The following is a 23,987-nucleotide window of genomic DNA, read 5'->3' on the forward strand; positions in this document are numbered from 1 at the left end:
ACTATCACATCGGATAGTGGAATTTTTTTTACGATGGATCTTTACTAATAAAAAGCTTAATAAAGCAGTTCAGCTCAAGGCTTTGCTGGGCTCCAGAAGTCTTCCAAAGCAAGGCTTTATAGAAAAAAGGAGGCGTACTACCGTGCAACAACAGGCGCTCCCGTTGTTTCGTGAGACCTATATCCGAGGACAAGTAAAACACGAAATTTTTTATAACGAAGAGAACTGGTATGCCATCATTCGTTTTAAAGTGGAAGAGACAACGGAACCGATTAAAGATAAAGAAGTCATTGTTGTAGGGCATTTTCCGCGTCCTCACGAGGATGAGACGTATACCTTTTATGGTGAGTGGAAAGATCATCCTAAATACGGAAAGCAGTATGTGGCTGAACGCTACGAGCGTGAAACACCAAAAACCAAATCGGGTGTTGAAAAGTATTTAGCAAGTGGACTTTTTAGTGGGATTGGTAAAAAGCTAGCAAAGCGGATCGTGGAACATTTAGGAGTCGATGCACTTACCATCATTGCTGAAAATCCTGACGATTTAGCCGCTATTCCAGGAATCTCTCCTAAACGCGCTAAGCAAATCTATGAATCCGTCCTAGAGCATCAATCTTTAGAACGTACCATGGTTTTCTTATACGAATTTGGAATTGGCGTTCATTTAGCTTTACGTATTTATCAAGCCTATAAACATAATACCATGACTGTATTGACAGAAACTCCATATAAGCTGATTGAGGATGTGCAAGGCATCGGGTTTAAACGTGCAGACGAGATTGCCCTATCCACAGGAATTGCGGCCTCGTCCCAGGAACGAGTGATGGCAGCATGCCTGTATGTTTTACAAGAAGCCGGTTATAGTGAGGGGCATGTATATTTCCCCCATGAAGAATTAATCGCGCGGGCGATTTCGCTATTAACGGAATGCGGCGGACACGTTTTCGAGGCAGAGGATGTAAAGGGCGCGATTGAACAATTAGTAATGGATAACAAAGTACACTGGGAGGAAGAGCGTGTTTATCTTCCGTCCTTGTTTTTTGCAGAGATTGGTCTGGCCAAACGACTTCATTATTTTGCCTCAAGAGAAAATCCTGATAGCTATCCGGCCTCTGAGTTTTACCAAGCGATCGGAAAAGTAGAGGAAGAATTGGGGATTAGCTATGCATCTAAACAGAGAGAAGCAGTAGAAAAAGCAATGGATTCGGGACTAATGCTACTGACTGGAGGACCTGGTACGGGTAAAACAACAGTCATTAGGGGAATTTGCCATGTTTTTGCAAATTTGCAGGGAATTAGTTTAGACATGAAGAAATATGACACACAAGATAATCCTTTTCCTATTTTACTGGTAGCTCCTACTGGTAGGGCAGCAAAGCGTATGTCTGAGACAACAGGATTGCCAGCGATGACGATTCATCGTCTTCTTGGATGGAAAGGTGAGAGCTTTGAGCACGATCAAGATAACCCGGTTCGCGGCAAAATGATTATTATTGATGAAATGTCGATGGTAGACGTTTGGCTAGCCAATCAGTTATTCCGCTGTCTCCCGAAGGATATAAATGTTGTGATGGTAGGAGACCCTGATCAATTGCCTTCTGTGGGTCCAGGAAATGTTTTGTTTGATATGCTGGAGTCCAATGTGATTCCGGTTGTCCAATTGACGGAGATTTATCGGCAGGCAGAGGAATCCTCCATTATTCGATTAGCTCATGACATTCGGGCGGGAAAAGTACCACAAGATTTACTTGCTCCAACCCAGGATCGGAGATTTTTCACAACTTCGCCACAAAATGTTGTTGAAGTTGTGAAACAAATCTGCTCCAGTTCCGTAAATAAAGGATATACAGCAAAAGATATACAGGTTCTTGCCCCCGTCTACAAAGGGGTAGCTGGTGTAAATCACATCAATGAAGAGCTACAGCTTCTATTCAACCCGCCTTCGGATCAGAAGCGGGAGGTAACCTTTGGTGAAACGGTTTTTCGGGTAAAAGACAAGGTACTTCAATTGGTAAATAATGCGGACGAGCAGGTATTCAACGGAGACATGGGTGAAGTTGTTGCTATATTTCGTCCTACAGAAAATGAGGAAAATGAAGAGCAGCTAGTGGTGTCCTTTGAAGGACGAGAGGTTGTATATCGTCGATCACAGTATCACCAGCTTACTCTGGCTTACTGTTGCTCGGTGCACAAATCACAAGGCAGTGAATTTCCAATTGTTATTTTACCTTTAGTGCGTAACTATTATCGTATGTTACGCAGAAAATTAATTTACACGGGTGTAACACGTAGCAAGTCATTTTTGCTAATGTGTGGCGATCCAGATGCTTTTCGCATTGCGGTGCAAAATGATGAGGAAGGAATTCGTTATAGCTACTTGCAAGATCGGCTACGTTTGTACGGATAAAGGAAGGTTTGGTTTAGGTGGAACAGTTTTGGCAGGATATAAGGGCATCTCAACCGCAATACTAACATAACGGGAGGAGATGCCCATGAAGAGAGCATTGGACGTAGTAGGCTTGCCAGTTTTGGCCATGAACACCGGCGAAGAAATTGGGATTGTCCGAGATATCCTCTGTGATCTTCACTTGCAAGTCATTGGTCTGGTTTTACAAGAAGCAGGCTGGTTCCAGCAGGGACGCTATATTCATTCCAACCATATCGGTACAATCGGGGACGATTTCATCACTGTAGAGGACAAGAACGTTGTGACCTCAATGCGCCATCTAGATACGAATCAAATGTTCTGCCTATTTACAGGTGAGCATGCACTAAAAGGAAAACAAGCTGTAACAGAGACCGGTGCTTGGCTAGGAAAAGTGGAAGATGTTTATTTTTCTGTTGACTGGGAAAGGATGGTAGGGTACGAGTTATCGGACGGTTGGATTGCCGATATTACCGAAGGACGCAAGCGAATTAATGCGGCATCGCCTGTATCAATCGGAAACGAACACCTTATTATCCCTATGCACACCGGATTTAAGGCGCATTAGCGTTTAGGAGGTTAATTTGCATGATGACGTGCCCCAATTGTTCATCAAAAGATATTGGTAAAATTGGAACGAATCAGTACTACTGCTGGAATTGTTATGTTGAGATGAGTATGTCTGGAGACCAGATTTCTTCTATTTATCAGGTAGAAGAAGACGGTTCATTAGAATCGTTAAATGACTTGTTCTTAGATGACCAAGAGCTAAGAGCGCAAGCGTAACACCTCAATCTTACCCCATGAGAATCTGAAGGAGGCTGCTAAATGAGACGCGGAATTTTTCGAACTTTGATCATGAGTGGGATCGTAGCTGCTATTGGATATTTGATGAGGTCTAAGCGGAGTCAAAAATTCTTTAGCGGATGGGGAAAAATGAAGTTTTCCCAGCGAGATATTCAGAGACTAGGTCGTTTTGTGAAGCGTTCGTTTGCACGTTAATCCTCTATTCAAACTGGAATGCATGCAATGTGTGGCAGTAGATTTTTACCCATAGAAAAAAGGGATGAAAAGCAACCTGTTTCCTTAGATGGAGCAGGTTGCTTTATTTTTGGATTCAAATAACAGCACTCCCGCATTTTTCCTCTCTATTTCGCACATCCTACCAAAAGGAGTTTTTAGCGAGGATATGGGGGATATGCCATGGAACAACTGACAAAACAACCAACACCGCAACAAAAACGCTATCGTTTTTATCATATCGCTGTGTCAATTATCTTATTGCTCATTATAGCTAATCTTTTTGTGTTGCTGCGCCCTGCATTGAAGCCTCTGTATTTTTTGATTGAAGAGGTAACTCTTCCATTTTTTGTGGGGCTTATTATAGCTTATTTGCTGCATCCTGTCGTTGCGAGTTTAGAAAAAAGGAAGGTACCGCGCTTAGCGGCTCTTCTTTTGATTTATTTGGGGTTCGTACTGCTAGTAGTCATTACTGTGATGAATGCAATTCCGGTTTTTACGAAACAAATGATAGAACTATCAGACGATCTGCCCCGTTTAACGAGCTGGTATGAGACATGGATACAGGAGTGGGAGGCACATAAATATTTCTTGCCGGATAGTATCCAGCATGGTGTCGATCGGGCTATCATTCAATCGCAGGAAAAAATGTCGCGGGATATCTCTTCGTTTGTGGATGGCGCTAAAAAAACGCTGGGAAAGGTGCTGGGGTATGCAGTTGTTCCCTTTATTGCATTTTATCTATTAAAAGATATGAAAGAAATTCATCGGAGTCTGATCTTATGGGTCCCGCGGAGGTTCCGTCAACAAACCCAAGTAGCCTTACGAGATATTAACGATTCACTGGGAAAATATATTCATGGACAAATGGTTGTGTCTCTCATAGTAGGAGTGCTGGTTTTTATTGGATACTGGGCAATTAAGATGCCCTATCCATTTGTCTTAGCTTGCTTTGTGGCTTTAACCAACATTATTCCCTTTATTGGGCCCTTGATTGGTGCTGTGCCTGCGTTGCTGATTGCCCTTACGATTTCTACTAAACAAGCCTTATTTGTTATAGGCATAAACTTAGTCATACAAATCATTGAGGGGAATATCATTTCGCCCAATATTGTGGGAAAAACACTTCATCTTCATCCGCTTACGATTATTTTTGCTTTGCTTGCAGGGGAAGCGATCGCAGGAGTGGTCGGGATGATCTTGGCTGTACCCGTACTCGCTGTACTAAAAGTGATCATTCAACGCGTTATTTTGATTCGAACTCAAAGTTGACATGACTTAGAAAAAAACACTATAATGACGTTGAAACGTTATTCACTAAAACCAATTATATAGCGACTAGATCGTTGATGGAACGAGTAGGTTGCACCCTTTTCCAAGAGAGGACGCTCCCTGGCTGAAAGAGCATCCAAAAGAAGGACAACCGAAGGCTACTCCGAAGACCGGAAAAAACCGGCGGCAGGACCCCGTTATGGTCATGAAAGCGACAGATTCTCTCATAAGAAAAGCGCTGTTTCAGTGTTGGAGAATGAGAGTTCTGTAAGCAGGGTGGTACCGCGAGACAATAGCTCTCGTCCCTGAGGGGATGAGGGCTTTTTTTATTTGTCTTCTAAAGGTAAGCAAATGTATACAAAGACGATGGTGGACCGAATGAAAAAGAAGTTGGTCATTCCCTCGTGTTGAAAAATAAAGGAGGAAAACAGCATGAAGAAGTTGACAGGTAATCAGGTTCGTCAAATGTATTTAGATTTCTTTGTGAGCAAAGGACATCGAATTGAACCAAGCGCATCTTTAGTACCGGTGGATGACCCATCTTTGTTGTGGATTAATAGTGGGGTAGCTACGTTAAAGAAATATTTTGATGGACGAATTATCCCTGAGAATCCACGCATTACGAATGCCCAAAAATCCATTCGTACAAATGACATTGAAAACGTAGGACGTACAGCGCGTCATCATACCTTCTTTGAGATGCTGGGTAACTTCTCTATCGGGGACTATTTTAAAGTGGAATCCATTCATTGGGCATGGGAGTTCTTGACAAGTCCTGAATGGATTGGTTTTGACCCAGAAAAATTGTCGGTTACCATACATCCTGAAGATGATGAAGCATTTGAAATTTGGAATAAGGAAATTGGCATACCAGAAGAGAGAATTATTCGTCTAGAGGGTAACTTCTGGGATATCGGAGAAGGTCCGAGCGGTCCGAACACGGAGATTTTCTATGATCGCGGTGAAGCATTTGGGAATGACCCAAGCGATCCAGAATTATATCCTGGTGGGGAGAATGAACGTTATTTAGAAGTATGGAATCTAGTATTCTCCCAATTTAACCATAATCCTGATGGTACGTATACTCCATTGCCTAAGAAAAATATTGATACAGGTATGGGCTTGGAGCGTATGGTTTCTATTATCCAAAATGTTGATAACAACTATGAAACAGACCTGTTATTTCCGTTAATTGAACAGACGAGCCAAATTTCAGGTGTATCTTACAAAACCAATGATGAGCTGGATGTAGCACTAAAAGTAATTGCAGATCACGTGCGTACAGTTACGTTTGCTATTGGAGATGGGGCTTTGCCTTCGAATGAAGGCCGCGGTTACGTGCTTCGTCGCTTGCTTCGCCGTGCTGTTCGCATGGGTAAAATGCTTGGAATTCAGAAGCCATTCTTGTACACATTGACCAAAACAGTTGGCGATATGATGGGAGAATTTTACCCAGAAGTGGTTCAAAAACGTGACTTTATCGAACGTGTAATTCGTGCTGAGGAAGAACGCTTCCATGAAACATTGGAGGAAGGCTTGTCCATTTTAGAGGGTATGGTAACAGCTACAAAGGCTTCTGGTGGCAACCAGCTAAGCGGTCAGGATACCTTTAAATTGTACGACACATACGGCTTCCCGGTTGACTTGACAGAGGATTTCGCAATGGAGCATGGTCTTTCTGTAGATCGCGATGGCTTCGAACAGGCAATGGAAGAGCAACGTGAACGCGCTCGTGCAGCTCGTCAGGATGTAGACAGCATGCAGACGCAGGGCGGGGCATTGTCGGAATTAACAGTAGCAAGTGAATTTATCGGGTATACAACATTGTCTACTGACGCTAAAGTTGAGGCAATTATTATTGACAATCAGCTTGTAAAAGAAGCACAAGAGGGTGTTACCTGCCAAGTGGTACTCGATCGTACACCTTTCTACGCAGAGAGCGGCGGGCAGATTAATGATGAGGGAACTTTGACAGCAGATACGGTTAAAGCACGCGTGATTGACGTACAAAAAGGGCCTCATGGTCAAAACGTTCATCAGGTACTAATTGAAGCTGGTACATTACATGTAGGAGATCAGGTTGCGGCTGAGGTAGACCAACAAGGACGCAACGCTACGATTAAAAACCATACAGCAACGCATTTGTTGCACCAAGCTCTAAAAGATGTTCTAGGAACACATGTCAATCAAGCAGGTTCTTTGGTATCTCCTGAGCGACTTCGCTTTGACTTTACACATATCAGCTCCATTACAGCGGAAGAGCTGGAGCGTATCGAACAAATCGTGAATGAGCAAATTTGGAGTAACTTAGCTGTAAGCATTTCGAACATGAAGATTGCTGAGGCCAAAGAATTGGGTGCGATGGCGCTCTTTGGCGAAAAGTATGGAGACATTGTGCGTGTAGTTAATGTTGAGGGCTTCAGCATTGAGCTGTGCGGTGGTTGCCATGTAGGAAATACAGCAGAGATCGGTCTCTTTAAAATTTTAAGCGAGAGCGGCATTGGGGCTGGCACACGCCGTATTGAAGCAGTGACAGGTCGCGGTGCTTATCAATATTTAAATCAACAGCTAACCACACTAAAAGAAGTGGCACAAGCGGTTAAGTCACCACAGTTGCATGAAACTCCTGCTCGCGTAGAAGGCGTATTAGCTCAATTGAAGGAATCACAGCGCGAAGCTGAGTCACTACGTACAAAATTGGGCAATATTGAAGCAGGAACTCTCACAGAGCAGGTACAAGAAATTAAGGGCGTAAAGCTTTTGGCTACTCAAGTATCTGCAACGGATATGGACAACCTTCGCGGTATGGTCGATGAGCTTAAAAATAAACTAGGCTCTGCTGTAATTGTCCTTGGTTCGGTTGAAGGCGATAAGGTAAACATAGTAGCTGGTGTGACCAAAGACTTGATGAGTCAAGGATTCCATGCTGGTAAAATCGTCAAGGAAGTTGCTACACGTTGCGGCGGTGGCGGTGGCGGTCGCCCTGATATGGCACAAGCGGGTGGTAAGGAACCTGCTAAGTTAGGCGAAGCACTTTCTATTGTTGCAAGTGTAGTCGAAGGACAGGCGGTTGCAAACCAATAGGTAAAACGTCTACAATATAAAGTAACAAGGTGAACTGGATTCATTCGCTTTGCGGGTGAATCCTTTGCCTTTCCGAGAAACACGAAAAGTGAGTTACTCATTATATACTTATAATAGGCTCATTTTTAAATAAAGCGAGGTGTTAGGCTATGTCTATGGACAATACCATGAAGTTTAGCGCTCCAAAGGAAGCAAGTGAAGCTGAAGTACGTGCCACTTTGGAAGAAGTATATAGCGCTCTACAAGAAAAAGGCTATAATCCGATTACACAGATTGTAGGATACCTATTATCAGGAGATCCTGCATTTATTCCTCGCCATAACAATGCTCGCAGTTTGATTGGTAAAATTGAACGCGACAAGCTAATTGAAGAAATGGTGAAAGCTTACTTGTCACCAAAAGGTTCATAACATCATAGGAGATAATTATGCGAATACTTGGATTGGATGTGGGTGAAAAGACCATAGGCGTCGCAATAAGCGATGAGCTAGGTTGGACCGCTCAAGGAATCGAAACGATTAGACGCTCGTCCAAAGAAAATGATTTTGGGCGTATCGAAGAATGGATTGCGACGTACCAAGTACAAGCATTTGTGGTCGGTCTGCCGAAGAATATGAATGGCACGATTGGCCCTAAGGGTGAATACTGTCAAGCTTTTGCTGAGCAACTGAAGGAGCGGACAGGGTTGCCCGTTCATCTCTGGGATGAGCGATTGACGACGATGGCAGCGGAGAAAATGTTAATATCGGCTGATGTGAGTCGTCAAAAGCGCAAGAAAGTGATTGATAAAATGGCAGCCGTACTCATCCTTCAGGGGTATTTGGATGCTAATTCGAGGTGAAAACAATGAGTGAAGACATGCAAAATGACTATGAAGTAGGCGACGTGATCGCATTGGTGGAGGAAGGAGAAGACGATTCAGCTACCCGTGATTTCCGCATTATGTACATCCTAGAAGTGGAAGACCGTAATTATTTAGTTTTAGTTCCGGTTGATCAGGAAGATGACGAGGAATATGAAGTTCATTTCTTGCGCTATGATGGAAGCGACATTCTTGAGCCGATTGAAGATGATGCTGAATGGGATGCTGTAGAAGCTACCTTTGAAACATTGATCGACGAATTGGAAAGCGAAGAGAACTAGGATTTGATCGCGTAGTAAAAACTAGCATGGGTCCACTGGAGAAAAGGACGTCACAGGGATGATGACTTTTCTTCAGTAGCTCATGCTTTTTTTAATCAAAGATGAAAGAGGGAGCTTATGGCGACAAAAATGGTAAAAACGGTAATTGCACACGAAGATCAATGTTTACTGATTCGAGAAGATAGGGAAGAACTTGGAAGCGTATGGAACATCCCATCAGGAATTGTACAAGCAGGGGAAAAAATTATGGATGCTGCTGTGAAAAGAGTAGCTGAGAAAACGGGTCTACAAGTAGAGTTAACCAGCCTTTCAGGTATTTATCAATTTGTTGATGAAACGAAAGACTCAGTGGTGTGCAATGTTTTTACAGCGACGGTGAACGAAGGCACCATTCAGATAGATAGAACAAAAATTAGGGAAGCAAAATGGTTTCGTTTCACAGAGATTGAGCAGTTGGATGATGATTCTCTTTATCAGGCTCATTTGCTGAGAAGAGTTTTTGCAGATATAAAAAATACGGGTAAAAATTGATAGATAAACGGTAAGACTCTATCAAAACGTGCAAGATATTTGATCTTTTTGTATAATGAATGGCGATGTAATGTGAGGAGGAGTGTGTGAGCTTGGCAAAAGGTAGTGAAGAGAGACAGGAATTATTGAGGAATCAATCCCGATCGCAGAAAAAACGAAGCGGTGGGTTTATCGTAAAAGGATTGCTTTGGTTTACATTGCTTGTCCTAGTTGTGGGCGGAGTGGGAACCTATTATGTATATCAACAGCTACAACCAAGTCCAATCACAGCTACAGCCGAAATAGATATCCCTTCAGGTTCTAGTGTTAAGCAGATAGCTGCCTTGCTAGAGCAGAATGGCATTATTAAAAATGCCACTCTATTCTCGTATTATGTGCGCTATCAGGGAGTAGCTGGTGATCTAAAAGCAGGAACCTATCAGTTTGATCAGCAAGTAACCATCGATCAATTGATTAAAATGCTGAGCGAGGGAACTCAAGCAGAAGTGGCGCGCTTTACCATACCAGAGGGGTGGAATGTAGGCCAGATTGCAGATGCGCTTGCTAAAAAAGGACTAATTGAGAAAGAAATTTTTATACAGGAAATAAATGAAGGTGATTTCCCAGAATTTCCATTTGTCTCGTCTATTCCGAAGAAAGAAGGGCGAAAATATCGGCTAGAGGGATATTTGTTCCCAGAAACCTATGAGGTTCGTAAGGGAGCAACTGAGCATGAGATTATCGCCAAAATGCTGGGGCAGTTCGAAAAAGAATGGAAGCCAGAATGGAACGAACAAATACAGAAGCACAAGTTAACAATGGATGAAGCAGTTAATTTGGCGGCGATTGTCGAGCGTGAAGTGGTAGTAGACGATGAAAGACCAGTTGTAGCAGGAATTTTTTATAATCGCATACGTGATGGCTGGAAATTACAATCATGCGCCACTGTACAATTTGTTTTAGGCAAGCAACGTGACCGCATTACATTTGATGATTTAAAGATAGCAAGTCCATATAACACGTATCTTCATGAGGGCCTGCCACCTGGGCCCATTGCGAGTCCTGGTAGAGCGTCGCTTGAGTCAGTCGTAAATCCGCAAAAAAACGAATACTTCTTCTTTGTGACAAAAAAGGACGGGACGCAGGAGCATTATTTCTCTAAAACATTTGCAGAGCATGCTTCCAAAAATGCGAAAAGTCAAGGAAGCTGGTAACAAAACGATAGTGGCTGTTTTGGCGAAATGTGTTATAATAGAACGGTTGTGAATTAGTTTATGACAGATTCTATACCAAAATGTATATTATCTGGTTGAAAGAGAACGGGGGACCTTCCACATGATTACGAACCCTGCTATAGATCATTATTTACAAAATCTCATTCCACAGCGCTCCCCGCTATTAACGCGACTAGAGCAGGAGGCACATGAAGAGAATGTCCCTATCATTCAATTGACCGGGGCTCAATTTTTACGTACCTTACTGTTAATCAAAAGACCCAAAAGCATCTTGGAAGTAGGTACAGCCATTGGTTATTCAACAATCTGGCTTGCTGAGGCTGCTCCTACGGCAAAAATAGTAACAATGGAACTTGATGAAGAGAGAATCACCCGCGCGCGCGCTTCCTTTAAGGAAGCTAGCCTAGAAGATCGAATTGAACTAATTGAGGGCGACGCGACAAAGGGTTTGTCTGGGTCATATGAGTTTGATTGTCTGTTTATTGATGCTGCTAAAGGGCAATACCTCACCTTTTTACAATTATACCTTCCTCTGTTAAAAGAAGGAGGATTAGTAATTACGGACAATGTTTTATACCGTGGTCTTGTTACCGATCCGCAAGCGGCGGGAAAACGGCAAAAGAAAATGGTTGAGAAGATTGATAGATTTAATAAGCATCTCATGGGACACCCCCAACTAGAAACGTCAATTGTACCTATAGGGGATGGGATCGCGGTTAGTGTAAAGCAGACGAGAGGAGAGGGCAATGCGTGAAAAAGCCTGAACTATTGGTTACGGTAAAAAAATTAGCTGATGTCCTGCCGCTAATTGAGGCCGGTGCGGATGCTCTAAGCATTGGAGAAGCACGCTACGGACTACGCAATGCAGGAGACTTTACCGTTGAAGAAATAGACGAAGCGATTCGCTTGGCACATAGCAAGGGTGCTAAGGTGTACATCAATATAAATTCGTTATTACACAATGAAGAATTAGATGGATTAGACGATTATCTCATTCATTTGGAAACAGTAGGAGCAGATGCGGTGGTGTTCGGTGACCCTGCTGTGCTGGTTGCTGCTAAACAAGTGGCTCCGAAGCTAAAGCTACACTGGAGCATGGAAATGCTATCCACAAGCTACGATACCATTAATTATTGGGCAGAAAAAGGGGCAAGCCGTGCTGTATTGGCACGTGAATTAACCATAGATGAGACGATCGAAAATCAGCAGGAAGCAAAATGTGAAATTCAAGCACAAGTACATGGACCAACCTGCATTTTCCAATCCAAACGTGATCTTGTTTCGGCTTATTTTGGTCATCAAGGACGCGATATGGAGCAGGAAGGTACCAGCATGGATCGCGGGATGTATGTGAAGGAAGAAAAACGCCGCAATATTAGCTATCCTGTGTATGAAGATGCCCATGGAACTCATATTATCAGTGCAGAAGATATTTGTATGGTTGATGGTCTTGAGGACTTTGTGAATGGTGAATTGGACAGTTTGAAAATTGAAGGATTGCTGCATACATCTGAGTATGTAATCGCAGTGACGAAGCTATATCGTGAAGCATTAGATTTGTGCGTATCTGATGTAGAAGAATATCGTGATAAAGCGGCTGAGTTTCTGCAAAAAATGGAAGCTCTGCAACCAAAAAATCGACCTTTAAACACTGGATTTTATTATAAACCACCGATTCCTTACCATGCTTAAATGGGAAAGAAGACTTGCGTAAATTGAACTTGAGAGGTGAATCATCTTGAGCACGATTATAACTCCAAACCAAGCCGGATTGAAACCGGTGATTGCTAAGCCTGAGCTACTGGCTCCAGCAGGTAACCTAGAAAAATTACAGTTTGCGATTCGCTATGGAGCAGACGCCGTTTATATTGGTGGTCAAGTATACAGCTTGCGTGCGAATGCTGATAACTTCTCCTATGATGAAATGCGTGAAGGGGTTAAATTTGCCCATGCTCACGGAGCTAAAGTATTTGTAGCGACCAATATTATTGCCCACAACGAAGATTTAGGCGGTATGGCCGAGTATTACCAGGAACTGCAAAATATTGGGATTGATGCGGTTATCGTAGCTGACCCTGCTTTGATTCAGGCATGTAAGAAGGCGGCACCTAAAATTGAAGTTCATTTGAGCACTCAGGCCTCCACAACGAACTGGCGCTCTGTTCAATTTTGGAAAGATGAAGGAATTTCCCGTGTCGTGCTAGCACGTGAAGTATCCATGAAAGAAATTTATGATATAAAATCTCATGTTGATGTAGAAATCGAAGCGTTTATTCACGGCGCGATGTGTATTGCTTATTCCGGTCGATGCGTATTGTCTAATCATATGGCGATGCGTGACTCTAACCGAGGCGGCTGCGCACAATCCTGTCGTTGGAAATATGATCTATTCGAAGACGGATTTAACTTTGAAGAGGCAGAGAAAAACGGTGCCAAGACATTGTTTGCTGAAGGAGACGAGCAATATACGATGTCTCCGAAGGATTTAAGCATGCTACCATATATTGCTGATATGATTGAAGCCGGTGTTGATTCCTTAAAAGTGGAAGGCCGAATGAAGTCTATCCATTATGTAGCGACCGTTTCTCGTGCATATCGCATGGCAATTGACTCTTACTTTGAAAATCCGAAAGACTTCAAGATCAAACAAGAGTGGATCGACGAAGTGTATAAGGCTGCGCCGCGTACGCTGTCTACTGGATTCTTTTACGGAAGCCCAAGTACACAAGAACAAATCTTTGGTGAACCAGATCATCCGATCCCTTACGATTTTGCGGGATTGGTTATGGATTACGATCCGGCTACAAGCATTGCAACTGTTCAAGTGCGCAACCACTTTAAAGTGGGCTCGAAGGTAGAATTCTTTGGACCAGATACATTCTTTGCACAACAGGTAGAACAAATTTGGCACCATGTCACCGATGAAGCATTAGATACAGCACGTCATCCAATGTCATTGGTCAAAATGAAGGTTAACCAACCGGTGAAGCCTTATGACATGATGAGGAAGGAGCTATAGAATGGGTCGCCCCGTACTGATTGGGGTAGCCGGGGGAAGCGGGTCCGGTAAAACCACCGTTGCAAGAGAGTTATACCGCCAGTTTAAAGACGAGAGCGTCTTGATGATTGAGCAGGATTCTTATTACAAGGATCAAAGCTATATGACAATGGATGAGCGTGTAAAAACAAATTACGACCATCCGTTTGCTTTTGATAATGACCTGTTGCTAACACACCTCCATGAGCTACTCAACTATCGAGCAATCGAAAAACCGCAATATGATTTTAAGGAGCATACCAGAGCGGCAACGACAGTCCATGTCCAGCCAGCCGATGTTATTATCCTTGAAGGTATGTTAATCTTAGAAGACCAACGTATTCGCGATATGATGGATATTAAGGTATTTGTTGATACAGATGCCGATGTCCGCATCGTGAGGCGTATTCAGCGCGATATTGAGGAGCGCGGACGTAGTTTAGACAGTGTTGTCCAACAATATTTAAATGTTGTTCGTCCTATGCATTTGCAATTTATCGAACCTACTAAGCGCTATGCAAATATCATTATTCCAGAGGGTGGCTATAACAAGGTAGCACTTGATCTGCTCTCCACAAAGATTCACAACATCCTGCATGATAAGAACCAATGTTTTTTTGAATAAGCATAGCTATTACATGAATGGAAAAAGACTCATGCCATCTTATATGGTGTGAGTCTTTTTGGTTTGAAAAAGCGCCTAGAGGGAGATACTGGTGAGAAAAAAGAGAGGAGGTTAGATAGAAAATGGACCTGCAAGTGCTAAATAAACGCAGAAGCTTTCTCATCCTATTAATCATTAGTTTGTTGTTCGGGGGCTTATTGCTTAGGCTTTGGTGGATTCAGGTAGCAGCAACTAATTCGTTTTCCCCTCATAAAATTGATTTGGTTAAAGCGGCGGTCAGGCAAAGACAGCAAGCTATTACATTAAACAGTGGTCGAGGCGAAATCACAGATCGTCATGGAGAACCGCTTACAGGCGTAGAAAAGAATGCGCTCATTATTTTTCCGTTGGCTCGTGGAAATGCGGAGGTAAATGAGAAGATTAGAAAGGTAGCAGAGATTGTGCAAAGCAGGGAGTCTGAAATCATGAAAATGATTCAGAAAGGAAAAAATCCGGCTCCTTTGCGTGACTTCGCTGGAAATATAATTGAGTTAAATGAAAAACAGAGGAAGCAAATTAATGATTTAAAAATTCCAGGCATTTTATCCGTAGCAATGACGGAACGCTATGCTCCAAACGGTATCGCTAAACAGGTGATCGGGTATGTAAGTCAAAATCCTGAGCGAATTGCACAATTATATCCAGATGATTTGCAGAATGGAAAAATGATGCCAGATACCCCAATTGGTTCTTCAGGACTAGAGAGAACGTTCGATCGATTTTTACAAGGAATGCAGCCTTCCATCCTCTCTTATTATGTAGATGGTCAAGGAAATCCATTGAGTGGATTGGATACCAGATTTTCGATAGAGGATAATGCCTTTTATCCGTTGACAGTTAAAACAACAATGGATCGCCAAATTCAAGCATTTATGGAACAAGCAATGGATATGGCAGGAATAGAAGCTGGGGCGATCGTAGTGCTCGATGTGAAAAATAGTGATATCCTGGCAATGGCTTCTCGTCCCAAGTTTGATCCAACAAAGGTGAATGTGGAAGAAGGAAATTGGAAAAACCAAGCAATGATTCAGATTTCTCCAGGGTCGGTTTACAAAACAGTCGTAGCTGCTGCTGCACTGGAAGATGGGGTTGTATCCCCTAGTGAAACCTTTACCTGTGAAGGCAGCTATGGAAAATACGGATTCTCCTGCTGGAAAAAAGAAGGTCACGGACACTTAACGATGCTGGAGGCCTTTGCAGAGTCATGTAATATTACTTTTGCAGAAATCGCCAAGCGTTTAGGCGGAGAACGGATCCTGAAGCAAGCAGAAAAAATGGGACTGACTAAGCAGATTGGCTGGCAGATTGACCAGTTGTATAAAATGGAGAACTTTACACAGCTAGATGGTGAAGAAAGTGGACAAGTGTTTGCTAAAGAGGTTTCACCAAATGATGAGGGTGTTCTCATTCAGACAGCAATTGGTCAGCGAGATGTACAAATATCTCCTTTGCAAGCAGCAAATATGATGGCGATGATTGCCAGAGGCGGTACAGCAAAAGAAGCTCGCCTTGTCTCGGATATTGAATATCGAAATGGAAGTCGTTTTTATGAGTTTTCACAGAAGGATGTAACTGGAGTAGGAGTGGATAAGGTTACTTCTCAAAAGCTCTCGCGTTTTCTACAGGAGGTTGTCCGGCAAGGTACGGGCAGCTCCTTGAAAGACCTGCCGTTATCTGTTGCTGGTAAAAGCGGAACCGCACAGGTCTTATATAAAGGAGAGCCTAAGGTGCATCAGTGGTTTGCTGGATTTGCTCCTGCTAATAGTCCTCGATACGCTATTGTAGTGGTAGCGAAAAACCAGCAGATATCTGGGGCGAATAAAGCGACTCAAGCATTTAAATTAGCTATTGAGCGGCTTGCGACGTTTGAACTTCGATCTTAGAAAAAGAACGAATCCCTTTTTCTAGGAAGTATCCACGAGCCATTAGCTGTTTCTGTCGGTTATATCCGACAATCAACATGATAGGTGAATTTGATCGATATTCATTTTGATTACTTTTTTGAACAAACGTATTTTTGTCGGTTCGACTGGGCGTAAGACGCGGCATAGTATGACTGTGCCAGTCACCAATGTACTGTATTTTACTATTTGGTCGTGTTTTACGCTTAATGATACGGTGAAGATAATTATCATCAAATAAAATGGAATGCTGCATGCGTAGTGCATTAGGACCAGGTTCACTAGCAAATGTAATAATCCAACTATTGGCATCTTGTTTATAGCCTAAAAGAATCCCACCTGTTTCTAATTCTGGATAATGTCCAACCGCCCTTCGTATCTGTGACCATGCGGTTTCTGTAAGGTATAAGGTTGTCATTCCAAGACCTCCTTTCCAAAATGACGGAACTGCTAACTATCTTGCCAGTATATGTGAGAGGCTGGGAGGACGTGTATTGGTCAAGTGGTAATAACCAAAAACAAAAAAAGAAGAATAACAGGACAAAATACCCTGTTCTTTTGTGTAAAAAGCTATAATCTCGAATTTTTTACAAATAGTATGTAATTAGGCCTAAATTTTTTGATGTATATTGACGATATAGATAATGCATAGGTCTGTTCAAATCACTGAAAAATGTGGGGGGCGATACCATTTGAATCACAAAAGCCTTTCGTTTCGTGCGATAGCTTTCATCTCAGTCATCATTTTATTATTTGCCTCGGTTTCTATTGTTTTATCGTACGATCGTCAGAAACAGATGTTTATTCAAGTAATTTCAGCAATTTCAAAAACAGTCGATACCCAGCTTGAAACCTTATCTTCAGAAATAGATGCCGTGAAGCGTCTACTCGCTGACGATTCAAGCACCTATTCGGGGTACACCAACGTGTTTATAAGTCTGTCCAATAAGTTGGATAATTCTTTAAAAGCGGAATATATAACAGATGGTTATCTATTTGCTCCAGACCTTATTGAAACAGATCAAAAGAACCAGCTTAAGGTTATTTTAGCAAGTGATAAGCTTGTCGAGGCGGGAGTTAAGCCTAATACTGTGGTCGAGCTTAATCCGTCACAGCTTACCGCTTATCAAACAGCATTGGAAAAGGGAGAAAGTATTTCAAAACCCTTTTTTATGGAAGACAGAGAGATTTTAACGGTATTTACCACGATTAAGAACCGTTCTGATCAGGTCTCGGCTGTACTCGCTATTCACTTTGATTATGATTTAATGCAAAAAGATCTTTTGCAAAGCTTACAAATACCTGTATTAATAAGTTTATGCATGGGTGGTCTTTTACTTGGTGGCAGTATCTTTGCCATTCGTCATACGTTAAAGCGTATCAAAGATATATCTGACCTATCTTTACAGACTGCACAAGGAGATCTTACTGTTCGTGTGCCAGTTACTTCTAAGGATGAGATAGGGGTACTAGCAGAGAACTTTAATGCGATGTTATGTAGCATTGAAGAGGTGGTGAAGGGGATTGATCGAACAACAGCAAGTATGGTCGACTCTTCAGAAAATCTCTTTGTTCACGCTGAACAGACAACACAAGCCACGACACAAATTTCCGCCGATATTCAACAGGTAGCAGCCGGTTCGGAAACCCAGATGCAAGGGGCTATGGAAAGTGTACGTTCCATGGAAGAAATGGCTACAGGAATTCAGCGTATTGCCCAGTCTGCTTCTCAAGTAGCAGAAGTAGCTGTTGAAGCAACAAAAGAAGCCGAGCAAGGAAATATAGTGGTCCAAAATACGATTGAACAAATGAAAGCATTAAGTCAAACTGTGAATGAAGCTGTAATGGTTATTAATATCTTAAATGAGGTTTCTACTGAAATCGGACATATTACTGGAGCCATTACTACAATCTCTAATCAAACCAATCTACTTGCATTAAATGCAGCGATTGAAGCGGCACGTGCAGGTGATGAAGGAAAAGGCTTTGCTGTTGTAGCTAATGAAGTGCGTAAACTAGCTGAACAATCGAAAGAATCATCAGATCAAATCCGATTGCTGGTACAAGGCATTCAGGAGGGCACGCAACAAGCAATGGACTCCATGACAAGAGGAGAAAAAGAGGTAGTAGAAACGGTAGAAGCTGTCGAGCAGGCTGGACAGGCTTTTGAGAAAATTGTTTCGTCCATTCAAAATATTACCGGACAAATTGAAGAGGTGTCCGCTTCCTCCGAACAGATGTCAGCTAGTTCAGAGGAGGTCACGGCGACGATAGAGCAATTATCACAAATTGCTCAAGGTGCTACACAATATACACAAAACGTAGCCTCCTCCTCTCAGCAGCAGTTAGTCGCCATTGAAGAAGTTGCTGCTTCCGCAAGTGAAGTGAATCGAACGGCAAAAGCGTTACAGACTGCGGTTGAACATTTTACAGTGAGAAAAGAATAGTAAAATTCACAAGTACAGCCTGATACTTTTTTAAATAAGGAAGATACCTACACAGGAACAGACTAGAGAATTGTAGGGAACGAATCATTGTAGGCAGATAGATACATGTAGGTTCGAAATCATGTGGAAAGACGGCAGGGAAGCAAGCATCCTGTCGTCTTTTTTAGAACGGATACATATATTCTCTTTGTTAGAAAAGAAGGTTTCGTCGTAAAGCACTTTGGAATTGGACAAAAATCAGGTATAATATAAAGGTTAGGGGCCTTTAGAGGGGGCCAATGAAAGTAGCAGAGAAAAGTCAGGAGCGGAGTATAGTATGAGTCATCAGTCAGAACAATGGACTTCACGAATTGGATTTATTTTGGCAGCAGCCGGATCAGCAATTGGATTAGGCGCCATTTGGAAATTTCCATATGTAGCGGGAACCAGTGGGGGAGGAATCTTCTTTCTATTATTTCTATTCTTTACTCTACTGATTGGGTTGCCACTGTTACTATGTGAATTTGTTATTGGCCGTAGTACAGGAAAGGAAGCGGTGTCTGCCTACCGAGAATTAGCTCCCGGAACGAAATGGTACTTCTTGGGTATCATGGGAGTCATCACGTGCTTTTTACTATTCTCCTTTTATAGTGTAGTAGGAGGCTGGATTTTACTATACTTGGGCATGGCAGTCACAGGGAATTTAAGCCATCCCAATATGAATTACGAGCAATTATTTGGGCAAGTCATTTCCGAGCCTTATCTAGCGTTATTTGCTCAATTTATTTTTATCGTGCTAACAATTATCATCATTTCGCGCGGCGTTCAAAATGGCATAGAAAAGGCCAATAAGTATATGTTTCCTGCTTTATTTATTTTGTTTATTGTGCTTATGGGACGAGCCTTAACGTTACCTGGCGCATGGGAAGGAATCGTTTTCTTCTTAAAGCCTGATGTGAGCAAAATCGAATCTTCCACGATTTTAGCTGCGATGGGACAATCATTTTTTGCACTAAGTCTTGGGGCATCTGCGATGGCTACTTATACATCCTATTTGGATAAATCAGTAAGCTTAACTCGATCAGCCGTTTCCATTGTAAGTCTAAATTTACTCATATCCTTGCTCGCAGGGTTAGCGATTTTTCCAGCCGTATTTGCACTTGGATTTACACCTACACAAGGACCGGGACTACTCTTTCACGTGTTACCCGCTGTATTTAGTCAGATACCATTTGGGGGACTCTTTTTAGCTTGTTTCCTGGCCCTTTTCTTTTTTGCCACGATTACATCTGCTTTCTCCCTTTTAGAGATAACGGTAGCTTCCCTGACGCGAAAAGATCCAAGCAAACGTCGACGTTATTCTTGGATAGCTGGAATGGGGGTATTTGTACTAGGAATACCATCCTGTTTGTCTTTTGGAATTTGGTCAGATAAACTTATTTTTGGCAAAAGTATTTTCGAAGCAGCAGATTATCTAGTTAGTAACCTGTTGCTACCATTAGGAGCCTTGCTTATTGCCCTGTTTGTTTCTACAAAAATGAAACGAGAGCTACTACAGGCCGAATTCGTACGCGGTTCCAAACTGGCAACAAGATTCTTTGGGATTTGGTTTCTACTAGTCAGATATGTGTTACCTGTTCTCATTATTCTTGTGTTCTTAAATACGTTGGGAATTGTTACGTTTTCCTAAAATCTAGATTACATTCGTATTCGCCAGCTAATTAGCTGGCTTTTTTTGATAGTAGCAAGCTTATATGTTCATTTTATTGATAGATAATACTATTTTAGGTTATTTATTTTATTTCGAGATTTTATTCGTTTTGTTCCTGTACAGGCACGTATAGGCAATTGCCTACATATGGATAGGGAGAGGAGCAGACTGAAGGGGAGGTGGCAGATTTGTCAAGTGTCTTCGTGGCGCTTTCGCTACTGTTTAAGGAATTGGTTATGTTTGTTGCGTATGTAAAAAACAATGCGTTTCCGCAACCGCTGCCCGAGGTAGAAGAAGAGAAATATCTTAAATTAATGGCAACGGGAGACCCCATCGCTCGAAATAAATTAATTGAGCATAATTTGCGATTGGTGGCGCACATCGTCAAAAAATTCGAAAACACCGGCGAGGACAGCGAGGATTTAATCTCTATTGGTACCATCGGACTGATTAAAGCCATTGAGAGTTACCAGGTGAATAAAGGAACGAAGCTTGCTACCTATGCAGCAAGATGTATTGAAAATGATATTCTAATGTCATTAGTCATGCGTTTCCTTTTTGATCAGGCTAAACGTGTTTGTGTGTGAATTGTGCTACTATTGTTGTCAAAAAAAGAAGCAACCGCGCTGAGCAAGATATCAGCTCCTACGGTTACTTCTTCTTCAAAGGTGGACTCTCCAGTGTGGGAGAGACTATGTATAGTTTGGAAAGCACCCACGGGTGTTTCGTGTATAAAGTTAGCTATTGCAGTTTGGTGGCATGAAGCAATAATTAGGCCTTTTTAACAAATTGAGATTTTAATTTCATAGCCCCAAAACCATCAATTTTGCAATCAATATCATGATCTCCATCAATTAAGCGGATATTTTTTACTTTTGTACCGATCTTAATGACGGAAGAGCTTCCAGTTACTTTAAGGTCTTTGATTACTGTTACAGTATCCCCATCGTTTAAGACATTTCCATTTGCATCCTTAATAATTCTTTTATCCTCACTATGTTCAGCTTCTGCTGCTAAAGTCCACTCGTGAGCACATTCAGGGCAAATAAACAGACTTCCATCCTGATACGTGTATGCTGAATTACACTTTGGGCAATTTGGCAAATCTACCATTCTTTCATTTCCTCCATTCGTTTCATGCTAATGAATATATAAGAATAATTTTCAATTTCTGTTTTACAACTTCGAAAAAAAGCAACGAACTCGAAATTCACAAAAATATAGGTAGTTTCTTATATCCTTATATACTGCCATAGTCTTCTCTTATTGACAACCTTTCCCTTTATGATCCTCATAAAAAAGCAGGTAATACCTGATACAATATCGCTTGTTTTCCATGTGAATGGGATATAACTATTTTCCTATGTACATGTACCCCTGAGGCAAGATAAGAAAGGATACCGCCCGTTTATCAGGGGGACGGTATCGGAGGAAGATTTAACAGAAGAAGCGACGACGACAGCAGCAACGACGACGTCTTCTGAAACAGCAACGACGGCGTCTGCGGAAGCAACAAGACATGTACGCCACCTCCTTATCGTTTAATACTTTATAATAAGCAGAAACAGTGACAAATGATTGGACGAACCTTCAGGGAAATGCGTTTGTTTATTTGGATAGCTATTTGAGCAAGTATAGGATTACAAAAACAGTAGGTGCTGGAAAGTATGGACGGGCAGGTAAAAAGATAAGAGGCAGTATGTCAAATCATCTGCCGCTCTCTATGATCAACTCAGCATCAGTCATGTGAAAATAATGGCTAGCCCAAATTTTTTTCCAAGCTATAAAACACTTTATCCTGGGAGGTTCTCTCATCAAAATGTTTATAGCCATGAGAGGTCCAGAAACGTCACTTACTATAAAACGAAACTGTTGGCTGATAAATAAAGAAGCTTTTTCGAAAGCAGACAAGCACAACCCGCATAACCTTTATGGGGGGGATGCTTAGATGCATATCAAAGTGATCGAAGGTGATTCTACTAGCGAGATACGTCTATCCTGCTATGCTTATCTGGAAGAAAAGTACAGAAGGGAGAGGTTAGATGGTCGGGGTATATGCGAGGGTAAGCACCGAGGAGCAAGCCAGGAAGGGGTTCAGCCTGAAAGACCAGATAGCCGAATGCCGAAGAAAGGCCAAAACGGATAATGTTTTAGAATATGTGGATGAAGGAATTTCAGGGGAATTTCTAGATCGGCCTGCATTAACAAAAATGCGTCAGGATGCTCGGGACGGACTTATCAAAAAGATCATATGTTTAGACCCGGATCGACTTTCGCGTAAACTGATGAATCAGCTTATTATTACAGATGAGCTAGATAAGCGCGGTGTTGAATTGGTCTTTGTTAATGGCGAATATGCGAAGACTCCAGAGGGTAATCTGTTTTACAGTATGCGCGGTGCGATTGCCGAATTCGAGAAAGCAAAAATTACAGAACGTATGAGCAGAGGGCGCAGACAAAAAGCACGGCAGGGTAAAGTTCTACGAGATTTTCAAGTCTACGGATACAACTTCGATAAAGAGCATGACCGAATGATTGTCAATGAAAACGAAGCGGAAATTGTGAGACTTATATTCGATTTATTTACAAAACCGAACAATCTCGTAAAGGGGATTAATGGAATTGCTCATTATCTTACAAAAAAAAATATACCGACAAAACGCGGAGCAAATGTCTGGCATCGTCAAGTAGTTCGACAGATCCTTCTAAATCGTGCATACATCGGTGAATTTTATCAAAATCGTTGGAACACGGAGGGGATGCTAGGCAATAAGCATAGGGCTCCAGAGGAACGTATCCCAATGAGACAACGTCCGAAAGAGGAGTGGATACAAGTACAGTGCCCAGCCATTATCAGGAAAGAAACGTATGAACACGCACAACAGTTGATGGACGAGTCACGGCGTAGATGGGCGAAGGAGAGCAACCACAGATATCTTTTAAGTGGGCTGGTACGCTGTGGAAATTGCGAGAATACGATGACAGGTAGAAAATCAAGTAACTGGGGAAAGCCCATACTTGAATATACGGATGTAAAAAATTTCTCTGGTGCGAAACATTTTGGTTGCGGTAGGAAAATAAAAGCGAAGGAGCTGGAGAATGAGGTATGGAGAACAATTAGGACCTGGCTGAATCAACCGAACGAAATTGCGGCAGCAAGTGAGATAGCGCAGCTTGATCAAAATTCTTCTTTGGAGGAAGCTGAGATATCTCGATTGGAAAAAGAGATCGTAAAGGCGAAGTCGGGTAGGAAACGGCTACTTATGTTATTTTCTCAAGGACTTGATATAACCCAAGAAGAGATTCAACAATCTATTCGTGAGCTTAAAGAAAGAGAAGCAGAATTAACAAAGGAATTAACTGCTCTTACAGCTTCAGTTTTGCATCAGGAAAGGAACAGGTATAGTAAGAGCCAGCTTCTGGAGGCTGTCGAATATTACCTAAATAAAGGACGAGAGGAGCTTACCTTTGAAGAGAAACAGAAAATGATTCGTCACATCGTCCGTGAAGTAAGAGTTTTTGAGGACAGTGTAGAAATTTACACATTCTAACCATGCAT

At 42.1% G+C, this 23,987-nt stretch carries 21 protein-coding genes and 1 pseudogene; 20 read left to right on the forward strand and 2 right to left on the reverse strand.

Features of this window, described 5'->3' with window-relative positions; all coding sequences use genetic code 11:
- The first annotated feature begins 142 nt into the window (after positions 1-142).
- The 16 genes from recD2 (at position 143) to BRLA_RS06470 (ending at position 16,273) form a co-directional block, all read left to right on the forward strand.
- Positions 143-2,407: an SF1B family DNA helicase RecD2 gene (gene recD2 / locus BRLA_RS06400; RefSeq protein ID WP_003338324.1), complete on the forward strand. Its 2,265-nt coding sequence runs from the start codon at positions 143-145 to the stop codon at positions 2,405-2,407.
- 85 nt (positions 2,408-2,492) lie between these two features.
- Positions 2,493-2,993, forward strand: coding sequence for a PRC-barrel domain-containing protein (locus BRLA_RS06405; protein ID WP_003338323.1), 501 nt, complete (start codon positions 2,493-2,495; stop codon positions 2,991-2,993).
- 20 nt (positions 2,994-3,013) lie between these two features.
- The gene (locus BRLA_RS06410; RefSeq protein WP_003345362.1) at positions 3,014-3,211 is read left to right on the forward strand and encodes a hypothetical protein; all 198 of its coding nucleotides are present in this window, start codon (positions 3,014-3,016) and stop codon (positions 3,209-3,211) included.
- A gap of 42 nt (positions 3,212-3,253) precedes the next feature.
- The gene (locus tag BRLA_RS24190) at positions 3,254-3,427 is read left to right on the forward strand and encodes a hypothetical protein (RefSeq protein WP_162988319.1); all 174 of its coding nucleotides are present in this window, start codon (positions 3,254-3,256) and stop codon (positions 3,425-3,427) included.
- A 201-nt stretch (positions 3,428-3,628) separates the two neighbouring features.
- Positions 3,629-4,717, forward strand: coding sequence for an AI-2E family transporter (locus BRLA_RS06415; RefSeq protein WP_003338319.1), 1,089 nt, complete (start codon positions 3,629-3,631; stop codon positions 4,715-4,717).
- Between the two features lie 432 nt (positions 4,718-5,149).
- The gene (gene alaS, locus BRLA_RS06420) at positions 5,150-7,801 is read left to right on the forward strand and encodes an alanine--tRNA ligase (RefSeq protein WP_003338318.1); all 2,652 of its coding nucleotides are present in this window, start codon (positions 5,150-5,152) and stop codon (positions 7,799-7,801) included.
- Positions 7,802-7,950: 149 nt separating this feature from the next.
- Positions 7,951-8,211: an IreB family regulatory phosphoprotein gene (locus tag BRLA_RS06425; RefSeq protein ID WP_003338316.1), complete on the forward strand. Its 261-nt coding sequence runs from the start codon at positions 7,951-7,953 to the stop codon at positions 8,209-8,211.
- A 17-nt stretch (positions 8,212-8,228) separates the two neighbouring features.
- The gene (gene ruvX, locus BRLA_RS06430; protein ID WP_003338315.1) at positions 8,229-8,642 is read left to right on the forward strand and encodes a Holliday junction resolvase RuvX; all 414 of its coding nucleotides are present in this window, start codon (positions 8,229-8,231) and stop codon (positions 8,640-8,642) included.
- Positions 8,643-8,647: 5 nt separating this feature from the next.
- Positions 8,648-8,944 (forward strand): DUF1292 domain-containing protein, encoded by a 297-nt coding sequence (locus BRLA_RS06435; protein ID WP_003338314.1) that lies wholly within the window; start codon positions 8,648-8,650, stop codon positions 8,942-8,944.
- A 117-nt stretch (positions 8,945-9,061) separates the two neighbouring features.
- On the forward strand, positions 9,062-9,475 hold the full coding sequence (locus tag BRLA_RS06440) for an NUDIX hydrolase (protein WP_003338313.1): 414 nt from the start codon (positions 9,062-9,064) through the stop codon (positions 9,473-9,475).
- Between the two features lie 86 nt (positions 9,476-9,561).
- Complete coding sequence (mltG, locus tag BRLA_RS06445) at positions 9,562-10,668, forward strand: endolytic transglycosylase MltG (RefSeq protein WP_003338312.1); 1,107 nt, start codon at positions 9,562-9,564, stop codon at positions 10,666-10,668.
- A gap of 121 nt (positions 10,669-10,789) precedes the next feature.
- Positions 10,790-11,443, forward strand: coding sequence for an O-methyltransferase (locus tag BRLA_RS06450; protein WP_003338310.1), 654 nt, complete (start codon positions 10,790-10,792; stop codon positions 11,441-11,443).
- Entirely contained in the window at positions 11,440-12,381 is a 942-nt protein-coding gene (locus BRLA_RS06455; RefSeq protein WP_003338309.1) for a peptidase U32 family protein, read from the forward strand. The genes BRLA_RS06450 and BRLA_RS06455 overlap by 4 nt, the downstream gene beginning before the upstream one ends.
- A gap of 46 nt (positions 12,382-12,427) precedes the next feature.
- Positions 12,428-13,708 (forward strand): peptidase U32 family protein, encoded by a 1,281-nt coding sequence (locus BRLA_RS06460; RefSeq protein ID WP_003338308.1) that lies wholly within the window; start codon positions 12,428-12,430, stop codon positions 13,706-13,708.
- Between the two features lies 1 nt (position 13,709).
- Positions 13,710-14,351 carry a uridine kinase gene (gene udk, locus BRLA_RS06465; protein WP_003338307.1) on the forward strand — a complete coding sequence of 214 codons (642 nt, stop codon included), beginning with the start codon at positions 13,710-13,712 and terminating at the stop codon, positions 14,349-14,351.
- A gap of 122 nt (positions 14,352-14,473) precedes the next feature.
- Positions 14,474-16,273, forward strand: coding sequence for a peptidoglycan D,D-transpeptidase FtsI family protein (locus tag BRLA_RS06470; RefSeq protein ID WP_003338306.1), 1,800 nt, complete (start codon positions 14,474-14,476; stop codon positions 16,271-16,273).
- Here BRLA_RS06470 and BRLA_RS06475 read toward each other — a convergent pair.
- Complete coding sequence (locus BRLA_RS06475) at positions 16,236-16,709, reverse strand: Mov34/MPN/PAD-1 family protein (protein ID WP_003338305.1); 474 nt, start codon at positions 16,707-16,709, stop codon at positions 16,236-16,238. The two genes, BRLA_RS06470 and BRLA_RS06475, sit on opposite strands and share 38 nt — an antisense overlap.
- Before the next feature lie 274 nt (positions 16,710-16,983).
- Here BRLA_RS06475 and BRLA_RS06480 point away from each other — a divergent pair, with 274 nt between their 5' ends.
- The 3 genes and pseudogenes from BRLA_RS06480 to BRLA_RS06490 all read left to right on the forward strand — a co-directional run.
- Positions 16,984-18,738 carry a methyl-accepting chemotaxis protein gene (locus BRLA_RS06480; RefSeq protein ID WP_003338303.1) on the forward strand — a complete coding sequence of 585 codons (1,755 nt, stop codon included), beginning with the start codon at positions 16,984-16,986 and terminating at the stop codon, positions 18,736-18,738.
- A gap of 316 nt (positions 18,739-19,054) precedes the next feature.
- Positions 19,055-20,407: a sodium-dependent transporter gene (locus BRLA_RS06485; protein WP_003338302.1), complete on the forward strand. Its 1,353-nt coding sequence runs from the start codon at positions 19,055-19,057 to the stop codon at positions 20,405-20,407.
- Between the two features lie 209 nt (positions 20,408-20,616).
- A pseudogene (locus tag BRLA_RS06490) lies at positions 20,617-20,970 on the forward strand (sigma-70 family RNA polymerase sigma factor); the annotation flags it as partial.
- Positions 20,971-21,199: 229 nt separating this feature from the next.
- On the opposite strand, the gene BRLA_RS06495 reads toward BRLA_RS06490, so the two are convergent.
- Entirely contained in the window at positions 21,200-21,541 is a 342-nt protein-coding gene (locus BRLA_RS06495) for a zinc ribbon domain-containing protein YjdM (protein ID WP_003338300.1), read from the reverse strand.
- A gap of 929 nt (positions 21,542-22,470) precedes the next feature.
- Between BRLA_RS06495 and BRLA_RS06500 the strand changes: the two genes are divergently transcribed.
- Complete coding sequence (locus BRLA_RS06500; protein ID WP_003338298.1) at positions 22,471-23,979, forward strand: recombinase family protein; 1,509 nt, start codon at positions 22,471-22,473, stop codon at positions 23,977-23,979.
- Positions 23,980-23,987: the final 8 nt, after the last annotated feature.

The organism is Brevibacillus laterosporus LMG 15441, assembly GCF_000219535.2.
Lineage (GTDB): Bacteria > Bacillota > Bacilli > Brevibacillales > Brevibacillaceae > Brevibacillus_B > Brevibacillus_B halotolerans.